The 22,855-nt window shown below is 67.9% G+C and carries 22 protein-coding genes and 2 riboswitches; of the genes, 10 read left to right on the top strand and 12 right to left on the bottom strand.

The annotated features are described in order from the left end of the window. Positions 1-120 precede the first annotated feature (120 nt). Positions 121-738 (bottom strand): trimeric intracellular cation channel family protein, encoded by a 618-nt coding sequence (locus ACZK3W_RS19710; RefSeq protein WP_005411215.1) that lies wholly within the window; start codon positions 736-738, stop codon positions 121-123. An 84-nt stretch (positions 739-822) separates the two neighbouring features. After that, a riboswitch (glycine riboswitch) is annotated at positions 823-926 on the bottom strand. 13 nt (positions 927-939) lie between these two features. Next, a riboswitch (glycine riboswitch) is annotated at positions 940-1,029 on the bottom strand. Positions 1,030-1,069: 40 nt separating this feature from the next. Between ACZK3W_RS19710 and ACZK3W_RS19705 the strand changes: the two genes are divergently transcribed. The 3 genes from ACZK3W_RS19705 (at position 1,070) to ACZK3W_RS19695 (ending at position 2,290) form a co-directional block, all read left to right on the top strand. After that, positions 1,070-1,345, top strand: coding sequence for a GIY-YIG nuclease family protein (locus tag ACZK3W_RS19705; protein WP_032129686.1), 276 nt, complete (start codon positions 1,070-1,072; stop codon positions 1,343-1,345). Between the two features lie 71 nt (positions 1,346-1,416). Further along, complete coding sequence (locus ACZK3W_RS19700; RefSeq protein WP_293794626.1) at positions 1,417-1,848, top strand: nuclear transport factor 2 family protein; 432 nt, start codon at positions 1,417-1,419, stop codon at positions 1,846-1,848. Positions 1,849-1,852: 4 nt separating this feature from the next. Beyond that, positions 1,853-2,290 (top strand): hypothetical protein, encoded by a 438-nt coding sequence (locus ACZK3W_RS19695; RefSeq protein WP_121504292.1) that lies wholly within the window; start codon positions 1,853-1,855, stop codon positions 2,288-2,290. Between the two features lie 99 nt (positions 2,291-2,389). Here the strand turns inward: ACZK3W_RS19695 and ACZK3W_RS19690 are convergent, their stop codons facing one another. Continuing rightward, positions 2,390-3,670 (bottom strand): NAD(P)/FAD-dependent oxidoreductase, encoded by a 1,281-nt coding sequence (locus ACZK3W_RS19690; protein WP_180837432.1) that lies wholly within the window; start codon positions 3,668-3,670, stop codon positions 2,390-2,392. A gap of 123 nt (positions 3,671-3,793) precedes the next feature. On the opposite strand from ACZK3W_RS19690, the gene ACZK3W_RS19685 reads away from it, so the two are divergent. Further along, complete coding sequence (locus tag ACZK3W_RS19685; protein ID WP_010481148.1) at positions 3,794-4,573, top strand: NYN domain-containing protein; 780 nt, start codon at positions 3,794-3,796, stop codon at positions 4,571-4,573. A 145-nt stretch (positions 4,574-4,718) separates the two neighbouring features. Beyond that, the gene (locus ACZK3W_RS19680; protein WP_032129683.1) at positions 4,719-5,339 is read left to right on the top strand and encodes a glutathione S-transferase family protein; all 621 of its coding nucleotides are present in this window, start codon (positions 4,719-4,721) and stop codon (positions 5,337-5,339) included. Between the two features lie 80 nt (positions 5,340-5,419). Here ACZK3W_RS19680 and ACZK3W_RS19675 read toward each other — a convergent pair whose 3' ends face one another. Continuing rightward, positions 5,420-7,597 carry a primosomal protein N' gene (locus tag ACZK3W_RS19675; RefSeq protein WP_478450210.1) on the bottom strand — a complete coding sequence of 726 codons (2,178 nt, stop codon included), beginning with the start codon at positions 7,595-7,597 and terminating at the stop codon, positions 5,420-5,422. 412 nt (positions 7,598-8,009) lie between these two features. Here ACZK3W_RS19675 and ACZK3W_RS19670 point away from each other — a divergent pair, with 412 nt between their 5' ends. The 4 genes from ACZK3W_RS19670 (at position 8,010) to sppA (ending at position 13,228) form a co-directional block, all read left to right on the top strand. After that, on the top strand, positions 8,010-9,014 hold the full coding sequence (locus ACZK3W_RS19670; protein ID WP_293794623.1) for a hypothetical protein: 1,005 nt from the start codon (positions 8,010-8,012) through the stop codon (positions 9,012-9,014). Continuing rightward, entirely contained in the window at positions 9,007-9,585 is a 579-nt protein-coding gene (locus tag ACZK3W_RS19665) for a DUF3106 domain-containing protein (RefSeq protein WP_293794621.1), read from the top strand. Before ACZK3W_RS19670 ends, ACZK3W_RS19665 begins: the two co-directional genes overlap by 8 nt. A 239-nt stretch (positions 9,586-9,824) precedes the next feature. Further along, positions 9,825-11,189, top strand: coding sequence for an MATE family efflux transporter (locus ACZK3W_RS19660; RefSeq protein ID WP_110713888.1), 1,365 nt, complete (start codon positions 9,825-9,827; stop codon positions 11,187-11,189). Positions 11,190-11,305: 116 nt separating this feature from the next. Further along, a complete protein-coding gene (gene sppA, locus ACZK3W_RS19655) occupies positions 11,306-13,228 on the top strand; it encodes a signal peptide peptidase SppA (RefSeq protein ID WP_049400998.1) in 1,923 nt (640 codons plus the stop codon). Between the two features lie 73 nt (positions 13,229-13,301). On the opposite strand, the gene ACZK3W_RS19650 is transcribed toward sppA, so the two are convergent. Next, complete coding sequence (locus tag ACZK3W_RS19650) at positions 13,302-13,514, bottom strand: hypothetical protein (RefSeq protein ID WP_125892184.1); 213 nt, start codon at positions 13,512-13,514, stop codon at positions 13,302-13,304. A 111-nt stretch (positions 13,515-13,625) separates the two neighbouring features. Here ACZK3W_RS19650 and ACZK3W_RS19645 point away from each other — a divergent pair, with 111 nt between their 5' ends. After that, on the top strand, positions 13,626-14,402 hold the full coding sequence (locus ACZK3W_RS19645) for an SDR family oxidoreductase (protein WP_010481164.1): 777 nt from the start codon (positions 13,626-13,628) through the stop codon (positions 14,400-14,402). Positions 14,403-14,495: 93 nt separating this feature from the next. Here ACZK3W_RS19645 and ACZK3W_RS19640 read toward each other — a convergent pair whose 3' ends face one another. The 8 genes from ACZK3W_RS19640 to dprA form a co-directional block, all read right to left on the bottom strand. Then, on the bottom strand, positions 14,496-15,242 hold the full coding sequence (locus tag ACZK3W_RS19640; RefSeq protein ID WP_478450209.1) for a hypothetical protein: 747 nt from the start codon (positions 15,240-15,242) through the stop codon (positions 14,496-14,498). 35 nt (positions 15,243-15,277) lie between these two features. After that, complete coding sequence (locus ACZK3W_RS19635; RefSeq protein ID WP_049401000.1) at positions 15,278-15,955, bottom strand: DUF4124 domain-containing protein; 678 nt, start codon at positions 15,953-15,955, stop codon at positions 15,278-15,280. A gap of 43 nt (positions 15,956-15,998) precedes the next feature. Then, entirely contained in the window at positions 15,999-16,589 is a 591-nt protein-coding gene (gene tsaC / locus ACZK3W_RS19630; RefSeq protein WP_478450208.1) for an L-threonylcarbamoyladenylate synthase type 1 TsaC, read from the bottom strand. A 139-nt stretch (positions 16,590-16,728) separates the two neighbouring features. Next, positions 16,729-19,215, bottom strand: coding sequence for a DNA topoisomerase I (locus ACZK3W_RS19625; protein WP_336685182.1), 2,487 nt, complete (start codon positions 19,213-19,215; stop codon positions 16,729-16,731). A gap of 193 nt (positions 19,216-19,408) precedes the next feature. After that, a complete protein-coding gene (locus tag ACZK3W_RS19620) occupies positions 19,409-20,341 on the bottom strand; it encodes an RDD family protein (protein WP_049461963.1) in 933 nt (310 codons plus the stop codon). A gap of 49 nt (positions 20,342-20,390) precedes the next feature. Next, the gene (locus tag ACZK3W_RS19615) at positions 20,391-21,149 is read right to left on the bottom strand and encodes a pilin (RefSeq protein ID WP_049423390.1); all 759 of its coding nucleotides are present in this window, start codon (positions 21,147-21,149) and stop codon (positions 20,391-20,393) included. Positions 21,150-21,188: 39 nt separating this feature from the next. Beyond that, positions 21,189-21,662, bottom strand: coding sequence for a DUF494 family protein (locus ACZK3W_RS19610; RefSeq protein ID WP_005411195.1), 474 nt, complete (start codon positions 21,660-21,662; stop codon positions 21,189-21,191). A 43-nt stretch (positions 21,663-21,705) separates the two neighbouring features. Continuing rightward, on the bottom strand, positions 21,706-22,833 hold the full coding sequence (gene dprA / locus ACZK3W_RS19605; protein ID WP_329893346.1) for a DNA-processing protein DprA: 1,128 nt from the start codon (positions 22,831-22,833) through the stop codon (positions 21,706-21,708). Positions 22,834-22,855 lie beyond the last annotated feature (22 nt).

The raw sequence follows: 22,855 nt of genomic DNA, 5'->3' as shown, positions 1-22,855 counted from the left end.
ATGCCGTATGACCATGGTCATGCAACGCATTCGGTAGTGCCGGCCGCTGGCCGGCAACCTGCCGGAATCTGCGGGCGTGTGCCGTGTTGCCGGCCAGCGGCCGACACTACCGACAAACAATCAATGCACTTCGTCGTGATAGACGAACTTCGGCATTTCCCAGCGGTAGTGGATCGCCAGCAGGCGCAGCGCGAAGCCGCCGCCGAGGCAGCACAGGATCGCGGTGGCGTCGGCCACGCCCCAGTGCAGCAGCAACAGGTAGGCCGCGCCGGTCAGCAGCGCGATGATCGCGTACAGCTCCTTCTGGAAGATCAGCGGCACCTCGTTGCAGAGAATGTCGCGCAGCACGCCGCCGAACGCGCCGGTCAGCATGCCGGCGATCAGCACGATCGGCATGGCATGGCCGGCCTCGCGCGCGATCGAACAGCCGATCAGGGTGAAGGCGATCAGGCCCAGGCCATCGAGCACCAGGAAGGTGCGGCGGAAGTGGTGCATCCAGCGCGCCACCCAGGTGGCGATCAGCGCCGCGCACACGGTGAAGCCCAGGTACTCGGGATGCTTCACCCAGCCCAACGGGTAGTGGCCGAGCAGGATGTCGCGCAGCGAACCGCCCCCGAGGGCGGTGACACAGGCGATCATGACCACCCCGAACAGGTCCATGCGGCGGCGGCCGGCGGACAGCGCGCCGGTCATGGCTTCGGCGGAAATGGCGATCAGGTAGATGATGGACAGCAGCATGGGACAGGCTCCGGGCGCGGTGGGGCCGGCCATGCGCGACTACCGCCACTGCCTGCGCAATGACGGGATGACGATGACCGGTGCCGCTCCCGCTGTCCTTTTGCCTGAGAGTTCAGCGGCGTAGGCCGCGTGCCCCTTCGGCGGATCGTCCCGGGCGTGCCCGGTGACCTCTCTCCAGCTCGGCGAGTCGAATGCATGGTTGGTGGGATTCCAGCCCACCGGCCTGAGCGATCATGGGAGCCTGCGCCTTCGGCGGGCGCCAGCGCGGCGCCTCTCTCCTGCATTCGGGCGCCAGTATATCCGCTGCAGTGCAGCACGGCATAATCCGGGCATGGCCCCGTCCCTCCGCCCGTGGTTCCTGTACCTGCTCGAATGCCGGGATGGCAGCTATTACGCCGGCATCAGCACCGACGTGGACGCGCGCTTCGCCGCCCACCAGGCCGGCAAGGGCGCGCGTTACACCCGGGCGCGGCCGCCGCTGCGCGTGCTGGCCGTGCGCGAGTACCCGGACCGGGCTGCCGCCTCGCGGGCCGAGTGGCAGCTCAAGCAGCAGCCGCGCGAACGCAAGCTGGCCTGGCTGCAGGAACCGGCCGAGACGCTTCTGTAGATCCACGCCATGCGTGGATGGGCCACTTGGCCCATGCCATGATCACCCCGCGCCCAGAGCTGGAGCCCCGGATGTCCACGATTGCCCTGCTGTTCGCTCTTTCCGCAGCAACGAGCCCCACTGCCGATCCGGCCACCCTCGAGGCCATTGAAGCCACCTGCCACGACTACGTCGACGGCCAGCTGGAAGCCGACCCGCAGCGCGTCGCCCGCTCCCTGCACCCGGACCTGGCCAAGCGCGCGGTCCTCGGCGATACGCCCGACGAACGCCTGGGCCTGCGCCGCATGTCGAAGGAAGAACTGGTGGCGCTGACGAAGCAGGGCGCGTTGAAGACCCCGAAGGATCAATGGGACCGCCGCTGCACGGTGCTGGACGTGACCGGCAACGCCGCCTCGGTGCGACTGGAAACCCCATGGTTCGTCGACTACTTCCACATGGGGCGCTTCGACCAGCGCTGGGTCATCGTCAACGCACTGTGGTACGCGAAACCAAAGGCGCAGTAGAGCGATGCGTGCCGCCGGCAAAGCATGGATCTGCGTCGTCATGCTGGTCGCCGGCATCGCGCTGCTGCCTGGCCTGCTGTACCTGCTCGGGTTGGCGCTGGTGGAAGGCCGGCCGAACTTGGCCGACCGCACGCCCAGTGGTGTGGCCGCGTGCAGCAGCGAACCGCGGGCGGGATACCAGCCGATGAATCCCTGGAGCTTCACGACGCGGTTCTTCGATCCTGAAGCGTTGAAGAAGGCGACTGATGTCGAGCGCGAAGCGTTCTGGGTTGCACGCCGCCACCTGATGCGGCAGCCAAGGCACGACATGCTGCGCTGGCATCTCAGCAGTACCGCACTGACAATCTGGATCACCCGGCATTGGAGTACCGCGCAGATTGCTGATGCCGCGAGGAAGGAGGATTTCTGCCGCACCTGGTCGAAACGGCGGGTGGCCCGATGAACCGGTAGATCCACGCCATGCGTGGATGGTGTTGACGGGGTCAGAGCCCTTTCCTGCGGAAAGGGATCCGACCGCGCAGCAGCCGGCCAGCGGCCGGCACTACCGTCGGGGTCGCCGGTCTTCCTGATCATCACCGAAGATGATGCGCGCGCTCCGCTGGTAGCTCCAGTACGCCACCGCCCAGTTCAGCAGCACCACGATGCGGTTGCGGAAGCCGATCAGGAAGAACACGTGCGCGGCCAGCCAGAACCACCAGGCCAGGATGCCCGACAACTGCAGCCGGCCCAGGTGCACGATCGCGGCCATGCGGCCGATGGTGGCCAGGTTGCCGAAGTCGGCGTACTTGAACGGTCCGGGGACTGCCTTGCCGTGCAGGCGCGCGCGGATCACCTCGGCCACGTACTTGCCCATCTGCTTGGCGGCAGGGGCCACGCCGGGTACCGGCTTGCCGTTGGCCTGGTTCAGTGCGGCCAGATCGCCGGCCACGAACAGTTCCGGGTGGCCGGGCAGGGTGAGATCGGGTTGCACCTGCACGCGGCCGGCGCGGTCCAGCGGCACGTCCAGCGTGCGCGCCAGGGGTGAAGCGGCCACACCGGCGGCCCAGACCACCGTGCGTGCCGGCACGAAATGCTCACCGAGCTTGAAGCCCTGGCTGTCGATGTCGCTCACCGGGGTACCGGTCAGCACTTCCACTCCCAGTTTTTCCAGCTGCCGGCGCGCCTTCAGCGAAAGCACTTCCGGGAACGAGGACAACACGCGTGGGCCAGCTTCGACCAGCCGCACCTTGGCGCTGGCCGGGTCGATGTGGCGGAACTCGTTGCGCAGCGTATGCCGCGCGATCTCGGCCAGAGTGCCGGCCAGTTCGACGCCGGTAGGTCCACCACCAACCACGGCAAAGCTCAGCCATGCGGCCTTCTTCGCCGGGTCCGGTTCCGCCTCTGCGCGCTCGAACGCCAGCAGCAGCTTGCGGCGCAACGCAATGGCATCGTCCAGCGTCTTCAGACCGGGCGCATCATCGGCCCACTGGTCGTTGCCGAAGTAGGCGTGGGTGGCGCCGGTAGCCAGCAGCAGGCTGTCGTAGTCCAGCGTGCTGCCATCGGCCATGCGGATCTGCCGGGCCTGCTTGTCGATGGTCACCACTTCGCCGAGGCGGACTTCCACATTGCGCTGGTGGCCGAGGATGTGGCGCAGCGGCGCGGCGATGTCCGGCGCGGACAGGCCGGCGGTGGCCACCTGGTACAGCAGTGGCTGGAACAGATGGTGGTTGCGGCGGTCGACCAGGGTGATGCGTATGCGCTCGCGGGCCAGGGCACGGGTGGCCCAGAGGCCGGCAAAACCGCCGCCGACAACAACCAGGTGGGGAACGCGCTCGCGACTCATCGACTCACTCCAGTGGGGGCATTGGGGGAAGCGCCTGGCATCTTCGCACGATGGCGCCCTGTCACGTCAGCGCCCGCATGGATCGGCGATACTCGGGTTCAGGCAACCGCCCGTGAGGAGCCCATGAGCGAACCGGAAAAGCGCATCGCCCTGTTGATCGACGCCGACAATGCGCCGGCCTCGAAGATCGACGAGGTCCTGGCCGAAGTCGCCCGCTACGGTGTGGCCAACGTGCGCCGCGCCTATGGCAACTGGAAGAGCCCGCGGTTGAAGGGTTGGGAGGCCGTGCTGCACGAATATGCGATCCGCCCGATCCAGCAGTTCGCCTACAGCAAGGGCAAGAATGCCTCGGACATGGCGATGGTGATCGATGCCATGGACCTGCTGTACGCGCGCAATCTCGATGGCTTCGCCATCGTGTCCAGCGATGCCGATTTCACCCCGATGGTGATGCGCCTGCTGACCGACGGTGTGAAGGTCTATGGCTTCGGCGAGAAGAAAACCCCGGAGCCGTTCGTCAACGCGTGCTCGAAGTTCACCTATCTGGAAGCGCTGGGCCAGACCCATGCCAGCGTGCCGGATACCGAACAGGCGTCCAGCGAACAGGCATCGAACGAGCCTGTTGCCAACGACGATGCCCGGCCACGCAAGAGCGGTGCGGAAATGCGCAGCGATACGCGGCTGGTGAAGATGCTGCGCCGTGCGGTGTCCTCGGCCGAGGGCGAGGATGGCTGGTCGCACCTTGGCCCGGTCGGCAGCCAGATCGGCAACCAGGCCTCGTTCGATCCGCGCAACTACGGTTACGGCAAGCTCAGTGACCTGCTGGCAGCGATCGGGCTGTTCGAGCTGAAGAAGGACGGCAAATCCTCCTACGTGCGCGCGCTGCCGAAGAAAAACCGGTAGTGCCGGCCGCTGGCCGGAAAAGAACCGGTAGTGCCGGCCGCTGGCCCGCAAGCCCCAGATGCCAGATCCCGCATCCGGCACGCACATCTCCACTCCGATCAGGCGTATCGTTGCCGCTCGCATTGCCAGCAAGGAAAAAACCCGCATGTTGAAGATCTGGGGCCGCCGCAATTCCAGTAACGTCCGCAAGGTGCTGTGGTGCGCCGAGGAGATCGGCCTGCCGTATGAATCCATCGAGGTTGGTGGCAGCCATGGCGGCACGCAGACGCCGGAGTACCTGGCGATGAATCCCAACAGCCTGGTGCCGGTGATCGAAGACCATGGCCTGCCGCTGTGGGAATCGAATGCCATCGTGCGCTATCTGAGTGCGCGCTACGCGCTGGGCACGCTGTACGCCGAAGACCCGATGGAACGCGCCCAGGCCGAGAAGTGGATGGACTGGAGCACCTCGCGCATGGCGCCGCTGTACACCGACCTGATCTGGGGCATCATGCGCACCGCCCCAGCTGACCGCGACGAAGCGCGCATCAATGCCGCCATCGTGCGTGCCGGTGACTACCTGGCGATGGCCGATGCCACGTTGGCCAGACAGCCGTGGCTGTCGGGCGAGACGTTCGCGATGGGTGACATCCCGCTGGGCTCGCTGATCTATGCCTGGTTCGAACTGCCCATCCAGCGCCCGGAACTGCCGCACCTGGCCGACTGGTACGCCCGCCTGCGCGAACGCCCGGCCTACCAGCGCGGCGTGATGTCGCCGCTGACCTGAGGGGTAGCGCCGGGCCATGCCCGGCGAGCGTGGTATGCGGAGGACCGCCGGGCATGGCCCGGCGCTAGCGTTCGTCTGCCTCAATACAGATCCGTCGGATCCACATCCAGCGACCAGCGCACCTTGCGTGCCTCCGGCAGCGCATACAGCTGCGGCACCAGCTGGGCCAGCACGCCATGCAGCGGTGGCCGCTGAAGCGCGGACAGCAACAGCTGCGTGCGCTGGTAACCGGCACGCCGCGGCATCGGCGCCGGCATCGGCCCATAGGCCTCGACCACGTTCTGTTCGCCCAGCAACTGCCGCGCCGCCAGCAGGAACGCATTGGCATGCTCGACCTGCTGTGCCTCGGCGCGCATCAGTGCCAGATGCGCGAACGGCGGGAATCCGGCGGCCTGGCGCTGGTTCAACTCGGCCTGCGCGAACGGGTGGTAGCCACCGCTCACCAGGGTTTCCAGCAGCGGATGCCCGGGGTGATGAGTCTGCAGCCAGACCTCACCAGGATCACGTGCACGGCCGGCGCGGCCAGCGACCTGGATCAGCTGCTGTGCCAGTTTTTCACTGGCGCGGAAGTCCGCGGAGAACAAACCTTCGTCGATGCCCACCACCACCACCAGTGTCAGCTTCGGCAGGTCGTGGCCCTTGGCCAGGATCTGCGTGCCGACCAGGATGCCGGGCTGGTCACCCAGTTTCGCCAGCTGCTGTTCCAGTGCGTCGCGTCGTGAGGTGGTGCCGCGGTCGATGCGTACCACCGGAAAATCGGCGAAGGCGGCGGTGAGGTGCTCTTCCAGGCGTTCGGTACCGATGCCCTGTGGCTGCAGCGCCAGGCTGCCGCAGGCCGGGCATGCCAGCGGCGCCGGTTGCCGCGCACCGCAGTGGTGGCACTGCAGCCGGCGGCCGCCACCATGCACGGTCATCGGTGCATCGCAGCGGTTGCACGGTGCGGTCCAGCCGCAGTCGTGGCACAGCAGCACCGGCGCATAGCCACGGCGGTTCTTGAACACCAGCACCTGCTGGCCACGCTGCAGGTGCTCGCCGATGCCGGCCAGAACATCGGCCGAGAGGCCATCGTGCAATGGCCGTTTGCGCACATCGAGGATGCGCACGCGCGGTGGTCGTGCATCGCCGGCACGCTGCTTCAGGTGCAGGTGGGCGTAGCGCCCGGCATAGGCGTTGTGCAGTGTTTCCAGCGAGGGCGTGGCACTGCCGAGCAGCACGGGAATGCCGAGCGCCTTGGCGCGCACCAGGGCGAAATCGCGCGCGTGGTAGCGGATGCCGTCCTGCTGCTTGTAGCTGCCGTCATGTTCCTCGTCGATGATCAGCAGACCGGCCTGCGGCAGCGGCGTGAACACTGCCGAGCGGGTGCCGACAATGACGCGTGCTTCACCACGTGAGGCGGCTGCCCAGACGCGAGCGCGCTCGTTATCGTTCAAGCCCGAATGCAGCGCATGCACGGCGATGCCGAGGCGGCCGCGGAAGCGTGCCAGGGTCTGCGGAGTCAGGCCGATTTCCGGCACCAGCACCAGCGCCTGCCTGCCCTGTGCCAGGCAATGGATGATCGCCTGCAGGTAGACCTCGGTCTTGCCGCTGCCGGTCACGCCATCCAGCAGGAAAGGCTGGAAGCCGTCGGCGGCGTTGATCGCAGTCACGGCCTCGGCCTGGTCCGGGTTGAGCGTGGGCCCGGGCAACGGCTGCGCATGCTGCGGTGCCACCGTCATCGCCACGCGCTCGGCCAGTGCACGCTTGGACAGACTGCGTGCGGCGGTGCGCCAGTCCTCCATGCGTTCGCCCAGTACGTCTTCATCCACCACGGCCTCGGCCAGCAGTTCGGCCAGCTGCCGCGGGCGGCTGCCGGCGCGCAGCTTCCCGCGCTGGGCATGGCCTTCGGGTGTCAGTTGCCAGCCCCAGTGATGGGTGTCGGGCAGGGCCTCGCCGTGGCGCAGCGGGCCGGGCAGGGCGGTGCTGAGTACTTCGCCCAACGGCGCGTGGGTGTAGCGCGCCAGCCACTGCAGGCTCTGCCACAGCTCACCCTGCAGCAGCGGCTGCGGGTCGCACCAGGCCAACGCCTGGCGGAGTCCCTGGCCGTCGTCGGTCTGGCCGTGTCCCACCACCACACCGACCAGCTCACGGTTGCCGAACGGCACCTTCAGGCGGCAGCCGACCGCAACCGTGGGGGCCACGCCCTCCGGCGACAGGTAGTCGAACAGGCGGGGCAGGGGGACGGGCAGGGCGACCTGCAGGGTCGGAATCGGTGAAAGCATCGGGCCAGTGTACCGGGCCATGCGCGCGCGAATGGCGGGGTGGGCGGCGGCGGGACGGCGCCCGTTGAATCATAAATGTCACCTAAATATCGGTGTCCATTGGAGATTCAGTCTTATCCACATGTTCTGTGGATAACGCTGTGCGTTACCGGTCGGCGGGCGCGCAGGAGGCCGATGGCGACGGCCTCACGCTCCGGTTGGTCAAAAAATCGCCATACTTTAAAATCCATCAAAATCAATTACTTAAGTGTGAAACAGTGCTGAAACAGAGTGAATTCAGCTGGATGCCACAGTTTCCTGCGCAGGCAGCGTGGTGCTGTGCACAACCTGCAGCACGAAGTGCCTGTGGGCGCAAGTCCTACGGGCGCCGATGGCCTGCCGCTATCATGCGGGCAGACCTTTGGAGTGATCGATGACGGCTGTGCCCGCCCCTGTTTCCTCGACCGCGGCCGGTGCGCTGTCGGCGTTCCTGCGAGGTGTTGAACGCCGCGCCCTGGTGGTGGCTGAACTGCAGTGCGGCGATGCTGCCCGGGCCGAACAGACACTGGTGGCGGTGATGCGCGCGTTTGCGGCGGTCGCCAGTGACCTGCCGATGGCGCAGTGGCCAACCCGCTTCTGGACCCTGCTGGGCCAGCGCCAGGCGCTGCGTGAGCCGGTGGGCGGCCAGTGGGAGCCGCCGCTTGCCGCCTTGGGCCAGATGGGACCGTTGCCGCGCCTGGCGCTGTTGCTGCGGGTGGGCGGCAGCCTGGATGAAGGTATCGCCACGCGCGTGCTCGACCAGGACGAAGCCGGCTACCAGCAGCTGCTGGCCGATGCCTGCCCGCGTGACGCGCACGGCCAGCCCGACGCCTCGGCCTGGCGCCAGCTGGCCGAACAGGTGCAGCTGCGCATCCGCGATCTGCCCGTCAAACGCCTGCAGCAGCTGCAACAGCCGGCCGCACCGACGAACAGCAGTGAAGCGCCGACCTCCAGCTGGCGCACCCCGCAGCGCGACGAGCGGGCTGCAGCCACTGGCAAGCGCCGCCGCGCCAATGCCAAGCCGCGCTGGCGCGGTCCGTTGATCCTGCTGATAACCGTGGTGGTACTGCTGGCCGCCGCGCTGGGCTGGCGCCATTGGCAGCGACATTCGTTCGGCAGCGACGCACCGCTGCCGGAAGGCGTGGTTGGTGAGGCGGGTCCCGTCACGGTGGAAGCACTGCCGCCGAGCAAGGTCAATGCCACGCCGGACGCGACCCCTGCGCAGGCGACGGACGACGCCACGATGCTGGCCGACCGCGACTATCCGCTGGTGGCCGATGCCGATCTGTATGCATGGACCGCCGCGGGCGGCCCGCTGCCGGTGGACGAGTCGCAATCCAAGCCGAGCCGGCCGGAGCCGGCCAGCGCCACGCTGGAAACCGCTGCTGCCGATGAATAAGACCGTATTCGCCAGCCTGCTGCTGGCCCTGCCGTTGTCGCTGTCCGCCGCGCCGCAGACCTTGAACGTGCCGCTGCCGCCGCCAGTGCCGGGCAGTTCACCGGCGGCCCCGGCCACCACAGGTACGACGCCCGCTACGTTCGCCCAGCTCGATGCCCAGCAGCAGCGCCAGCGCCGCGCCGACTACGCCGCATGGCGGGCATTGCCGGAGGGCGAGCGTGAGCGGATCCGTCAGGCCGCTGCGCGATTCAATGCGTTGCCGGCCGACCAGCAGCAGCGCCTGCGGCAGCAGTTCCAGGCGCAGGACCAGGCCTTCCGCGAAGGCTGGCGGCTGGGCCCGCAGCTGGGCCTGGAGTTCCCCAAGCTGCACGGCCTGTTCGGCTTCGTGCCGCCGGAACAGCGCGAGGCCGCGCTGGCCGTGCTGCGCCAGCTCAGCCCGGCGCAGCTGGCCCAACTGACCCTGGTGGCACAGCGCACGCCACCGCAGGAGCGCGACAAGGTCCGCGGCGCGTTCCTCGCGGTGCCGCCGGCCGAGCGCGATACCTGGCTCAAGCGCCAGGCCGGGCAGTAGAAAGAAAAGGGGACGGAGGGGATTAAGTCGTATTCGGCACAGTCGGGCTTGAAACGACTTAATCCCCTCCGTCCCCTTTTTCTGTTCGTAACGCGATCGCAACGCGTGATGCCGGGGCCTGCCGGAACCCAGCATTCACGCCATGTCATGGGAATGCGCGCGCTGCGCGCGTAAGATGACCGGCCGCAACCCGGTGCCTGTGCCCTTCGCGCGCAACCGTAGTTCGCGTCAAGCACCTTATGTCTACTGCAACCTCCACGCCGCGCTTCAGCAAGGAAGTAGGCGCTACCGGTCTGCTCGCCCTGCCGCTTGTGCTCGGGCATGTGTCCACCGGTCTGATCTCCTTCGTCGACAACGTCATTGCCGGCCACCACGCTACGGCGACCCTGGCCGCGGTGACCATCGGCACCGCCCTGCTGTGGCTGCCGATGCTGATCCCGATCGGCACCCTGATCTCACTCACCGCCTCGGTGTCGCAGCTGCATGGCGCTGGCCGCGAGCGCGAGATCGGCCCGCTGTTCCGCCAGGCACTGTGGCTGGCGCTGGGCCTGGGCCTGATCATGTTCACCTTCCTCACCGTGGTGCCGCCGCTGCTGCCTGCGTTCGGCATCGCACCGGACATCGTGCCGGGGGCCACCGCGTTCCTGCACGCGGTGCGCTGGGGCGGACCTGCGCTGACCCTGTACTTCTGCATGCGCTATCTCAGCGAGGGCATGCACTGGACCCTGCCGACCATGCTGCTCGGCTTCGGTGGCCTGCTGGTGCTGGCACCGATGGGCTACGTGCTGGCCAACGGCAAGCTCGGCTTCCCGGAAATGGGCGCCGAGGGCCTGGGCATCGCTTCGGCGGTGATGATGTGGCTGCAGGCGATCGCCTTCGCCACCTACCTGTGGTTCACCAAGCGCTTCGCCCACCTGCAGCTGTTCTCGCACTTCGAAGGACCGCGCTGGAAGGCGATCTGGGACCTGCTGCGCACCGGCCTGCCGATCGGCATCACCGTGCTGATGGAGGGCGGCCTGTTCATCGTCACCGCGCTGCTGATCGGCCGCCTCGGTGCCAATGAAGCGGCCGCGCACCAGATCGCGATCAACGTCGCCCAGCTGTGCTTCATGATCCCGATGGGCGTGGCCGAGGCCACCACCGTGCGCGTCGGGCATGCGGTCGGTCGTGGCGATGGCTTCGGCGTGCGGCGCGCGGCCTGGGCCGGCTACGCGATCATCATGGGTACGCAGACGTTGTCGGCAGCGGTGCTGCTGTTCGGCCATGACGCCATCGTCGGTGTCTACACCAACGACCTGGCGGTGGCCGGCCTGGCCTCCACCCTGCTGCTGTACGCGGCCACCTTCCAGTTCCCGGATGGCATCCAGGTGCTGTCGGCGGGCGCGCTGCGCGGCCTGAAGGACACCCGCGTGCCGATGTTCATCGCCATGTTCGCGTACTGGGGCCTGGGCATGCCGCTCGGCGCCGGGCTCGGCCTGGGGCTGGGCATGGGCCCGCAGGGCATGTGGATCGGCCTGATCGTCGGCCTGACCGCCGCCGCCATCCTGATGGGCTGGCGCCTGCGTCGCAGCAGCCTGCGCATCGGCCAGTCGGCACTGTCCTGATCCGCCCCGCCCGCCGCGATGACCCGTGGCGGGCGATCCCCTGACTTGTGTCCGATGCCGCATCACACGGCACCGGCTATGCTGGCACCACGGCAAGAAGCCATCCGGAGCGTTCCATGAATCAACCCGTGCCCCCGCTGCCCCCGGCGCGTCGCAACCCCGTCGCCAGTTTCTTCATCGGGCTGTGGGACGTCATGAACTTCACCCGCCGGTTGATCCTCAACCTGGTGTTCTTCGGCCTGCTGTTCCTGCTGCTGGTGATGTTCGTCATCGCCGCCGGCATGGGCGCCGGTGCCAGCAAATCGCTGCAGGACCGCACTACCCTGGTGATCGCGCCGGAAGGCCGCCTGGTCGAGCAGTTCAGCGCTGACCCGGTCAGCCGCGCGCTGGCCAAGGCGGTGGGCGACAACGGTGCCGAAGAGATCCAGCTGCGCGACCTGCTGCGGGTGATCGAGTCGGCCAAGGAAGACAAGAAGATCGAGCGCGTGGTGCTGGAGCTGGACAAGCTGCAGCCGTCGGGCTTCGCTTCGCTGCGTGAAGTGGCCGCGGCACTGCAGGACCTGCGTGCGTCCGGCAAGCAGCTGGTGGCCTACAGCGAGAGCATGGGCCAGTCGCAGTACCTGCTGGCCGCACAGGCCGACGAGGTCTACCTGGACCCGATGGGGTCGGTGGTGCTCGAGGGCCTGGGCCGCTATCGCCAGTACTTCCGCACCGGCCTGCAGGACAAGCTGGGTGTGGACGTGCACCTGTTCAAGGTGGGCGAGTACAAGTCCGCCGCCGAACCCTACGTGCTCGACGCCGCTTCGCCGGCCTCCAAGGAAGCCGACCTGTTCTGGATGAACGACGTGTGGCAGCGCTACCTGGGCGACATCGCCAAGGCCCGCCGCCTGGATCCGGCACAGCTGGCCGCCGGCATCGACACGCTGCCGGAAGGCATCGCCGCTGCCGGTGGTGACCTGGCCAAGTTCGCCCTGCAGCAGAAGCTGGTGACGTCGCTGAAGACCCGCGAGGAATTCGAGGATCTGATGATCGAGCGCGGCGTGGCTGACGACGATGCCGACGGTGGTTTCCGCAACATCGACTTCGGCTCCTACCTGGGCCAGCTCGATGCGCGCCGCAACCCGGTCGACAGCCGTCCGCAGGTGGCGGTGGTGGTGGCTGCTGGCGAAATCAGCGGTGGCGACCTGCCGGCCGGCCGCATCGGTGGCGAATCGACCTCGGCGCTGCTGCGTGCCGCGCGTGACGACGAGAACGTGAAGGCCGTGGTGCTGCGCGTGGATTCGCCGGGTGGTGAAGTGTTCGCCTCCGAGCAGATCCGCCGCGAAGTGGTGGCCCTGCAGGCCGCCGGCAAGCCGGTGGTGGTGTCGATGGGCGACCTGGCCGCCTCCGGTGGCTACTGGATCAGCATGAATGCCGATCGCATCTATGCCGATCCGTCGACCATCACCGGTTCGATCGGCATCTTCGGCATGGTGCCGAACTTCAGCCGCGCGCTGGACAAGATCGGCGTGCACACCGACGGTGTCGGCACCACCCGTTTCGCCGGTGCGTTCGATGTCACCCGCCCGATGGATCCGGCCGTGGGCCAGGTCATCCAGTCGGTGATCAACAAGGGTTACGCCGACTTCACCGGCCGCGTCGCCGACGCCCGCAAGAAGCCGGTCGAGGCCGTCGACGAAGTGGCCCGTGGACGCGTGTGGAGCGGTGCGCAGGCCAAGGAACGTGGCCTGGTCGATGCCTTCGGTGGCCTGAAGGATGCGGTGGCCGATGCCGCCAGCCGCGCCAAGCTGGGCAAGGCTGACGCCTACCGCGTGCGTTACATCGAGAAGGCGGCAACGCCGTTCGCGCAGTTCGTCAGCGGTTTCGCCGGCAGCCGTGCAGGTGCCTGGATGCTGTCCGACTCGGGCATGGCGCGGATGGTGCTGGCGCGCACGATGCCGGAAGTGGATACGCAGCTGCGCTTTGTCGAGAACGCGGCCCGCGAGAAGGGCAACGGCACGCCGGTGAAGGCGCTGGCGTACTGCTTCTGCGGGTTCTGATCGGAAGCCATCCACGCACGGCGTGGATCTACTGGAAGCGCCCGGCCTCGGCCGGGCGTTTTCGTCTGCGGGGTTACTGCGTCGCGTCGGCCTCGGCCTTGCGCTCACGCGCGGCGGCATCGTCCACGGTCTTCTGCACGCCCTTGGCGCGGTCCAGCGGTTCGTTGATTGCGCGCGACATCGCCCGGGGCACCGGTGGCTTTTCCGGGTTCGGCGCCGGTGGGCGCTGGCAGCCCGCCAGCAGCGCGGTGGCCAGCAGGGACGTGAACAGGATCAGGATGCGCATGGCGGCACTCCGTGATGGGCGTGCGGGCAGTGTCGCATCCTCGGTAGGGGGCGGCCGTGAGCGCGTATCCTTGCCGCATCGAAACACAGCGGGCGCGGCCCGGGAGAACACATGACCCAGCAACGGTGGCGCCTGGACGGCCAGACCGCCCTGATCACCGGCGCCAGCGCCGGCATCGGCCTGGCCATCGCGCATGAACTGGCTGGCTTCGGCGCCGATCTGATGATCGTCGGCCGTGATATCGACATGCTGGAGACCGCGCGCGACGAACTGCTGGACGTGTATCCGCAGATGCAGGTGCATGCGCTGGCCGCCGATGTCTCCGACGACGAGGACCGCCGCCAGATCCTGGACTGGGTGGAGGATCATAGTGATGGCCTGCACATCCTGGTCAACAACGCCGGCGGCAATGTCACCAAGGCGGCCACGGAGTATTCCGAGGACGAATGGCGGAAGATCTTCGAGACCAACCTGTTCTCGGCCTTCGAGCTGTCGCGCTATGCACATCCGTTGCTGGCACGCCACGCGTCGTCATCCATCGTCAACGTCGGCAGCGTGTCCGGCCTGACCCATGTGCGCAGCGGCGTGGTCTACGGCATGACCAAGGCGGCGATGCATCAGATGACCCGCAACCTGGCCGTCGAGTGGGCCGAGGATGGCATCCGGGTCAACGCGGTGGCGCCGTGGTACATCCGCACGCGGCGCACGTCCGGTCCGTTGGCGGACCCGGACTACTACGAGGAAGTGATCAACCGCACACCGATGCGTCGTATCGGCGAGCCGGAGGAAGTGGCCGCAGCCGTGGGCTTCCTGTGCCTGCCGGCGGCCAGCTATGTCACCGGCGAGTGCATCGCGGTGGACGGCGGTTTCCTGCGCTACGGGTTCTGATCTTTCAGCAGGTAGTGCCGGCCGCTGGCCGGCAACTGCAACCATCTGAAGATCCTGTGGTTGCCGGCCAGCGGCCGGCACTACCGGTGGGTCTCACCCTGGTACCGGGCAGTTGCTGGCCTCCAGCACGCCCTGCAGCCGTTCGCGTTCACCGCGCGCGGTATCGCGGTTCTCCGGCGCGGCGAAGCGCTCACGGCCGCGGGCATCGCGGAAGCGCTGCTGCCAACCACCGCAGCGCTGCGCTTCGGGAAGCGCTTCGCAGTGGTCGCGCACCACTTCACAGCTGGCGGCATTCACCGGCGTCACTCCGCCAAGGCCCTGTACCGTCATCAGCTCGCAGCGGCCGGGCGCGGCTTCGTACTCGTACAGGTAGCCGCCGCCCTGGCTGTCGGTGCACTGGAAGATCGGAGGAAGCGGCGGCTTCGGTGGGCCGTCACCTGCCGCGGCGCGGGCCTCGGCATCGCGGCGCAGCGTCGCGCTGTCGAGGATCTGGTCGTCTCCTGCGTGTTCGACCATGCCTGCTTCCATGATCGTGCGTCCTTCGTCCGCGCGTCGTGGTTGTGCTGGGGCCGCAGGGGCAACGGCCGGTCCGGACGGCACCGGCGCGGGTGTTTCAACGGGCGCGGATGCAGGTTCGGCGGCTACAGGCGCAGCGGCGGCCGGCTGCGAGTTGGCCGGGTCGGGGATGCGCAGCACCTGCTGCTTGCTGCCGGTGGCGCACGGCGTGCGCTGCAGGGTAGGGACGTCACTGCTGCTGGAGGTACAGCGGTAGATCACGCCCTCTTCGGCCAACGCGCTTCCGGGCAGCAGCACCAGGAGCAGCCAGATCACTCGGTTCATGCGCACAGCGTACAGGCTGCGACGGCGTGCTGCGCTCAGCGTTCGCAATCGCGCGACAGGCGCGCATCGATACCGCGCTGTTCGTTGCTGATGGCGGTGCGTTCACTCTGCAGCGCGCTGTTGTAACGGCGATCCAGCTCCCAGCGGCGGTCACTCAGCCGTGCGCAGACTTCCTGTGGTGGCAACGCATGGCAGCTGTCGCGGACCAGCACGCTGCCGGCCGGCACCTGCACGTCCATGCCGATCGAGGGGCGCCGATAACCCGTGCCTTCGCCGATCGGCGTGCCGATGGCCGGGCGTGGTCCGGGATAGGCTGGACCACGATGGCCGTGCGGCAGCCAGACACTGGTCCACAGCGGCACCCAGCGCGGATTGCCTTCGTTGTTGTCGCTGGTATAGCGCCGTCCGTCCTCGCTCACGCACTCGTACATCGGCTGCGGCGGCTGGATGTAGACGTGGCGGACTTCGCGCTCGCGGATGACCGGGGTTTCGCTGGGCGGCGGAGGCGTGGCATCACTGCGCACCACCCGTGGAGCGGGATCGCGCGGGCGCTGCAGGTCGCGCACCTGCTGGCGGCCGCTGTTGCACGGCCTGTCCTGCAGGGCGACGGCACCGTTGCTGGCAACGCAGCGGTAGACACGCACGTCCTCGGCCGCGGGTGCCGTCCACGGCAGCAGCAGGCACAGGCTCAAGGTGGCGCGCAGCAGGGTCATGGCGGCAGGGTGCGTGATTGTCCGCAGCAGCGCAATCGCCGGCTCAGGAGCGCAGCACGTTGCCGCTGAGCGCGTCGCGGATCGGGGTGGGCTGGGCCAGGCCGCCGGTCTGCCCATCGAGGATGCCGTCGAGCAGGCGCAGCAGGCGCGGGTCCAGTTCTTCGCGGCTGCGTGCCGGTGGTTCGCCGGCCAGGTTGGCGCTGGTGGAGACCAGCGGGCCGCCCCAGGCGCGGCAGAGTTCGGCCACCAGCGGGTGCGCGCTGATGCGCACCGCGATACCGCTGTGTTCGCCGGTGACCCAGGGCTGCGCGCGCGGGCCGGCAGGCAGGATCCAGGTGTTGGCACCGGGCCAGCTGGCCAACACCGCGCGCTGGCGGGCGTCGGGCAGCACCTGCAGCCGCACCCAGCCTTCCAGCTGCGCCAGTTCGGCCGCGACCAGGATCATGCCTTTCTCGATCGGGCGCTGCTTCAGCCGCAGCACCATGTGCACCGCAGCTTCGTGCGAGGGATCACAGCCCAGGCCCCAGACCGCTTCGGTCGGGTAGGCGATCACGCCGCCCGCGCGGAGCGTGGCGACAGCAGAGTCCAGGGTGAGTTCTTTCATGGCGGCGACCGGCCCGGCGTGGGCCTTCATTATCCCCCTGCCGCGTGCAGAAGGGGTGGACCCTGGCACCCGGTAGTGCCGGCCGCTGGCCGGCATCAGCGGTAGGTAATGACTGCTTATGGTGGGTGCGAACCGTTGGTCCGCCCCCTCATCCACGCATGGCGTGGATCTACTTCTTTGCAGCGGCCTTCTTCGCCGGGGCTTTCTTCGCGGCAGCCTTCTTCACCGCTTTCTTTGCCGCGGCCTTCTTGGCAGGCGCTTTCTTTGCAGCGGCCTTCTTCGGCGCCGCTTCCTTCTTCACCGCGGCCTTCTTTGCCGGGGCCTTCTTCGCGGCAGCCTTCTTGGCGCCGAAGCCCTTGCGCACCGGCTTGCCGGTTTCTTCCATCAGCTGCTGCACTTCGGCCAGGGTCAGCGAGGCCGGTTCGCGATCCTTGGGGATCTTGCCGTTCATCTTGCCGTCGCTGATATACGGGCCGAAACGGCCGTTCAGCACCTGGATGTCGCTGCCCTCGAACTCCTTGATGATCCGGTTGCGCGCGATCTCTTCCTTCTCTTCGATCAGGAACACGGCGCGGGCCAGGTCGATGGTGTACGGGTCGTCTTCCTTCTTCAGCGAGGCATAGGTGCTGCCGCGCTTGGCGAACGGGCCGAAACGGCCGATGCCGACGCTGACCGGCTCGCCCTTGTCCTCACCCAGCGCGCGCGGCATCAGGAACAGTTCCAGCGCGTCTTCCAGGGAGATGGTGTGCATCGACTGGCCGGGGCGCAGCGAGGCGAACTTCGGCTTCTCCTCGGCGTCCTCGGCGGTGCTGCCGATGGCCGCATAGGGCCCGAAGCGGCCCAGGCGCACGCTGACCGGCTTGCCGGTCTTCGGGTCGGTGCCGAGCTCGCGCGCGCCACTGGCCTCGGCACGGTCGACCGATTCCTTCTTGTCTTCCACCAGCTCCTTGAACGGCTCCCAGAAGCGGGCCATCAGCGGGATCCACTCTTCTTCGCCACGCGAGACGGCGTCGAGCTCGTCTTCCAGCTTGGCGGTGAAGTCGTAGTCCACGTACCGGGTGAAGTGGCTGGACAGGAACTTGGACACCGCGCGGCCGACGTCGGACGGGCGGAAGCTGCGGCCTTCCATTTCCACGTACTTGCGGAACAGCAGGGTCTGGATGATCGAGGCGTAGGTCGAGGGACGGCCGATGCCGTACTCTTCCAGCGCCTTCACCAGCGCCGCTTCGGTGTAGCGCGGCGGCGGCTGGGTGAAATGCTGTTCGGCCTGGATGCGTTCCAGCGGCACGCGGTCGCCGGGCTTCATCGCCGGCAGCTTGCGGCCTTCGTCCTCGTCTTCGGCGCTCTTGTTGTCCTTGCCTTCTTCGTACACGGCCAGGAAGCCGGGCACCACCACGGTGGTGCCGCTGGCGCGGAACACGTGTTCGCTGCCGGCGGACAGATCGACGCTGACGGTGTTGAGGGTGGCCGGAATCATCTGGCAGGCCACCGCACGCTTCCAGATCAGCTCGTACAGCTTGCGCTCGTCATCGGTCAGGTAGCGCGCCACCTGCGCAGGCGTGCGCAGCGCCGAGGTCGGGCGCACCGCTTCGTGCGCTTCCTGGGCGTTCTTCGACTTGGTCTGGTAGGTGTTCGGCTGGTCCGGCAGCGAGGCGATGCCGTAGTCGCGGGCGATCACGTCGCGGATCTCGGCCAGCGCGTCCTGCGACAGGTTCACCGAGTCGGTACGCATGTACGAGATCAGGCCGACGGTGCCTTCGTCACCGATCGCCACGCCTTCATACAGCTTCTGCGCCACCTGCATGGTCTTGCGGGTGGTGAAGCCAAGCTTGCGCGAGGCTTCCTGCTGCAGGGTGGAGGTGGTGAACGGCGGCGCCGGGCGGCGCTTGCGCTCCTTGCTGGCCACATCGGTGACATGCAGCGAGCCCTGCGCGGCCTGCTGGATGCGCAGGCGGGCGGCCTCGGCGGTGTCGCCGTCGGTGATGGTGAACTGTTCGAACTTCTGCCCGTCCAGCTTGATCAGCTTGGCGTTGAAGTGCTGCGACGGGTGCGCGCACTCGGCGGCGATCGACCAGTATTCGCGGGCGATGAAGGCTTCGATCTCTTCCTCGCGCTCGACGATCATGCGCAGCGCCGGGCTCTGCACGCGGCCGGCGGACAGGCCGCGCTGGACCTTGCGCCACAGCACCGGCGACAGGTTGAAACCGACCAGGTAATCCAGCGCGCGGCGCGCCTGCTGGGCGTCGACCAGGTCGCTGGCGATCGCGCGCGGCTGGCTGATCGCTTCCTTGATGGCGCGCGGGGTGATCTCGGTGAACACCACGCGCTGCATCGGCTTGTCCTTGACCAGCCCGCGTTCCTTCAGGATCTCGGCGATGTGCCAGCTGATCGCTTCACCCTCGCGATCCGGGTCGGTCGCCAGCAGGATGTCGTCGGCGCCCTTGGCGGCCTTGGCGATCGCATCGACATGCTTTTCGTTCTTGTCGATCACGTCGTAGTGCATGGCGAACCCGTTGTCCGGGTCGACTGCGCCTTCCTTCGGGATCAGGTCGCGCACGTGCCCATACGAGGCCAGGACCGTGTAGTCCTTGCCGAGGTATTTGTTGATCGTCTTGGCCTTGGCCGGCGATTCGACGATGAGCAGGTGCTTGGGCATGTCAGGAAAGGTCTGTGGGCGGACCGGGGGAGAGGGGCCGCTAGGGTGGAGCAAACGGCCGCATTAGTGAAGCGGCCACGGGCAAATCCATAAACTGAACGCCCGGTAATGTGCCGGGCGTTCAGGTTTCACCTTATTAGAGGAATCACGCCCGGCCAGCCCATGTCAAGCAGCCAGGCGTGAGGATGGCCGTTCATGAGGCCATCTTGGCGATGAAGCCAACCGCGAACACCATGAGCGCCAGGCCCACCAGCGACAGCAGGCCGGTCAGTACGAGCACCAGCACGGTCACCGTGCCCAGCTCCCGGCGCTGCAGCTGCGGCTGGTCGGTGTAGGCCCAGCGATCGACCACCAGGGTGTCGCAGATCATGTCGTGCAGGCCCTGCTTGCGCTCGGTGAAGGCGGCCATCAGGAAACCGATACCGAGGGTGAAGGTGCTGAGCACCGCGGCCCAGTAGCGACCAAATGCGCGGGCCTTGGTCAGGCGCTCGCCATTGCTGCGCACGACCTTGATGCCGACCGCCATCTTGCCCAGCGTGGCACCGCCCTGCGAGGCATGGAACCAGGTGTAGTACGCCATGCCGATGGCCAGGTTGATCAGGGCACTGGCCAGCTGGGCCACGATTTCGATGGCCGATTCGCCGCTGCCCACCGCACCCATGCTGGCACCAAGCGCCACACCGAGGATGGCGCCGATGATACCGCCGGGGATGGCCAGCACGAAGTAGTCGATCATGTAGGCCGCCACGCGCTTCCAGAAGCCCGCGTAGACCACTTCGCCGCCCATCACCGGCTGGGCATGGCCGCCGCCGCCGAGCGCCGCAGGGGCGCTGTAGGGCGAACTGCTGAGCGCGCCGGTGCCAGGCAGTGGCGCCGTACCGTTGTCGATCGCGGCATAGTCGCCACGCAGGTCGAAGCCGCCACTGCCGGTGGCCGTGCTGGCGTCGGCCAGTGTCTGCAGTCCCAGTTCGTCGACCACCTGGCGCAGCGCAGCCCACTGCGCCATGCCTTCGCGCCAGACCAGGGTGTCCAGGTTCAGCTGGCCGCGCTGGAAGCGCTGGCGGATCTCCTGGACCGGCAGCGGGCCCTGGCGTTGCTGTCCTTCGGCGTAGTACCACTCAGTCATTGCATGTTCCCTGTTGAATCATCCTTGGAGGTGCTGACGTGCGCGTGGCTCAGCCGCGGCACGTCGGCGGCAGGTACTTGTCGTTGCTTTCGCCACTGCATTCCCAGCGGCCGCTGTCGCGATCGTATTCCAGCCACAGCAGGTCGCCATCAAGGCTCTTGCCGGGCAGTGCCAGGGTGGCTTCGATGCCGCAGTGGCCATTGTTGAAGCGACCGATGTTCACCGCCGACAGCCCTGCATGGGCGAAGTCACCCGGGGCCGGGAAGCCGGCGTCGTTGGCACCGGGGCAACGGCCTTCGTCATCGGCGAAATGCTGCACCTGGTCCTTCAACGGCTGCAGCGCGGTCACTGCGCCGGCGACCTTGGCGCGCACGGTGTAGTCGTTGTAGGCGGGCAGCGCGATGGCAGCCAGGATGGCCACGATCGGGACCAGCACCAGCAGCAGGCCGCCGCCGATGATGGCGGTCAGGGCGCAGCCGGACAGCTTCTTCTTCGGCGCCGGCAGGGCGGTGGCCGATGCACTGGTGGTGTAGGGCGTGGACGGCGGCAGTACCGGCGGCTGCGGCGGAGGCGGTGCCACCGGTTCCGGATCGGGCTCGGGTTCCACCGGCGGTGCGGCAGCGTCCAGCGCCGGCACGATCAGGCCGAGTTCGTCGACCACGGTGCGCAACGGCTGCCATTGCGGCAGGCCGTCGCGCCAGACCAGGGTGTCCAGGGAGATCTGGTTGTTGCGGAACAACTCGACCAACTGTTCCGCCGGCAGCGGACCCTGCTGCCGGTTGCCTTCTGCATGGAACCACTCGCTCACGGGGACGCTCCTGAATGCGCTATGCCCCCAAGTGTACGGTCAGTGCAGGGGTTCTGGCTCGTCCATGAACATCTGCGTCTCCATCCAGGCGTACGCCGCCTCGGAGCCGGGCTGGTTGAACAGCACCATCAGCACGACCCACTTCAGGTCGTCCAGGTCCAGTTCGTCCTGGTCCAGGGCCATGGCCCGGTCCAGCACCAGCTCGCGCTGGTCGGCGTCGAGGATGCCGTGCTGTTCCAGGTACAGCAGGAAACCACGGCATTCCACGTCCAGCTTGTCCAGCTCGGGGCCGTGGTAGACGCGCACGGGGCCATCGACCCGTGCCTGGGCCACGCTCGGCCGCTGCGCGGCCAGGGCATCGAGCCAGTCGAATGCCTTGTTGATCTCGGTTGGGCTGAAACCGGCCTGGATCAGGCCGTTCTGGAGCGAATCGCGGTCACGGATCAGGTCCGCATCTTCGCTGAAATAGTGTTCAAACAGGTACAGCAGTACGTCCAGGATGCTCTCTTTCATTGCCCCTCGGCCTGCGTCGCGCGACGCTGTGGAGGTGAAGAAACTAGGGAGTTCGACAGTAGCGGCCGTGTACGCACACCACGATTCCCGCCAGTTCCATGGCCAGCAGCATGGAGGACACCTGGGGCGCCGTCAATCCACAGCGCGTGATCAGTGAATCCATACCGCTTGGGTTGTGGTCCAGGGCCCGCCACAAGCACTGGTAGTCAGGGTCGTCGGCCCAGCGCGCCGGCAGGAGTACCGGCGGTGCCTGTTCAGTGGGGGTGGCGAGCCGTGATTGCAAGCCCGGCAGCTGCTGGCGAAGGGCGGGCGCCAGCAGTTCAAGGACCTCCTCCGGGCGCTCGACCAGTGCGGCACCCTCGCGGATCAACCGGTGGCAGCCCGCGGCGCGTGGGTTGAGTACCGAACCGGGCAGGGCACAGACCTCGCGGCCGGCCTCGGCGGCCAGGCGTGCGGTGATCAATGCGCCGGAGCGCTGGGCGGCCTCGACCACCACCGTCGCCAGCGCCAGCCCGGCCACCAGGCGGTTGCGGGCTGGAAAGTGACCGGGGCGTGCCGGTATGCCCGGCAGGTACTCGCTGAGCACCGCGCCTTCGGCGGCGATGCGGGCCTGCAGCCGGGCATGGTTGTCCGGGTAGGTCCGGTCCGGGCCGGTGCCGATCACCGCCACGGTGCAGCCCCCGGCGTCCAACGTGGCCTGGTGAGCGGCCGCGTCGATGCCTGCCGCCAGTCCGCTGGTCACCGCCAGGCCCGCTTCGACGAAGCAGCCAGCAAACCGGGCGGCCAGGGCGCGTCCGCCCGGCGTCGGCGAGCGGCTGCCGACCAGCGCCACCGACGGGCGCCAGGCCAGGCTGGGGTCGCCGGCGATGAACAGCGCCAGGGGTGGGTTGGGGACATCCAGCAGGGGCGGGGGGAATGCCGGATCGGTGAAGGCCAGCAGGTGCTGGTTGTCGTCTTCCAGCCAGCGCCGTGCCGCGGCCCAGGCCCGGGTGTCCGGGCGTTCCAGCGCGGCGCACTGCTCGGGCGTGCAGCCGTGCGCGCGCCAGTTCGCGGCGCCCTGCGCGATCGCAATCTCCGCGCTGCCTGCGGCCTGCAGCAGGGCCCGCCGTGGCGCCAGCGCGCCGCCTGCCATCAACAGGCGCAGCAGCGCCTCGTCAGCTTGGTTGGTCATCTCCCCACTATCGAGCGCATAC

It is taken from the genome of Stenotrophomonas sp. 80084_Sma (assembly GCF_056481995.1).
The sequence above is the reverse complement of the archived record's forward strand: the minus strand, read 5'-3'. Positions and strand labels throughout refer to the sequence as shown.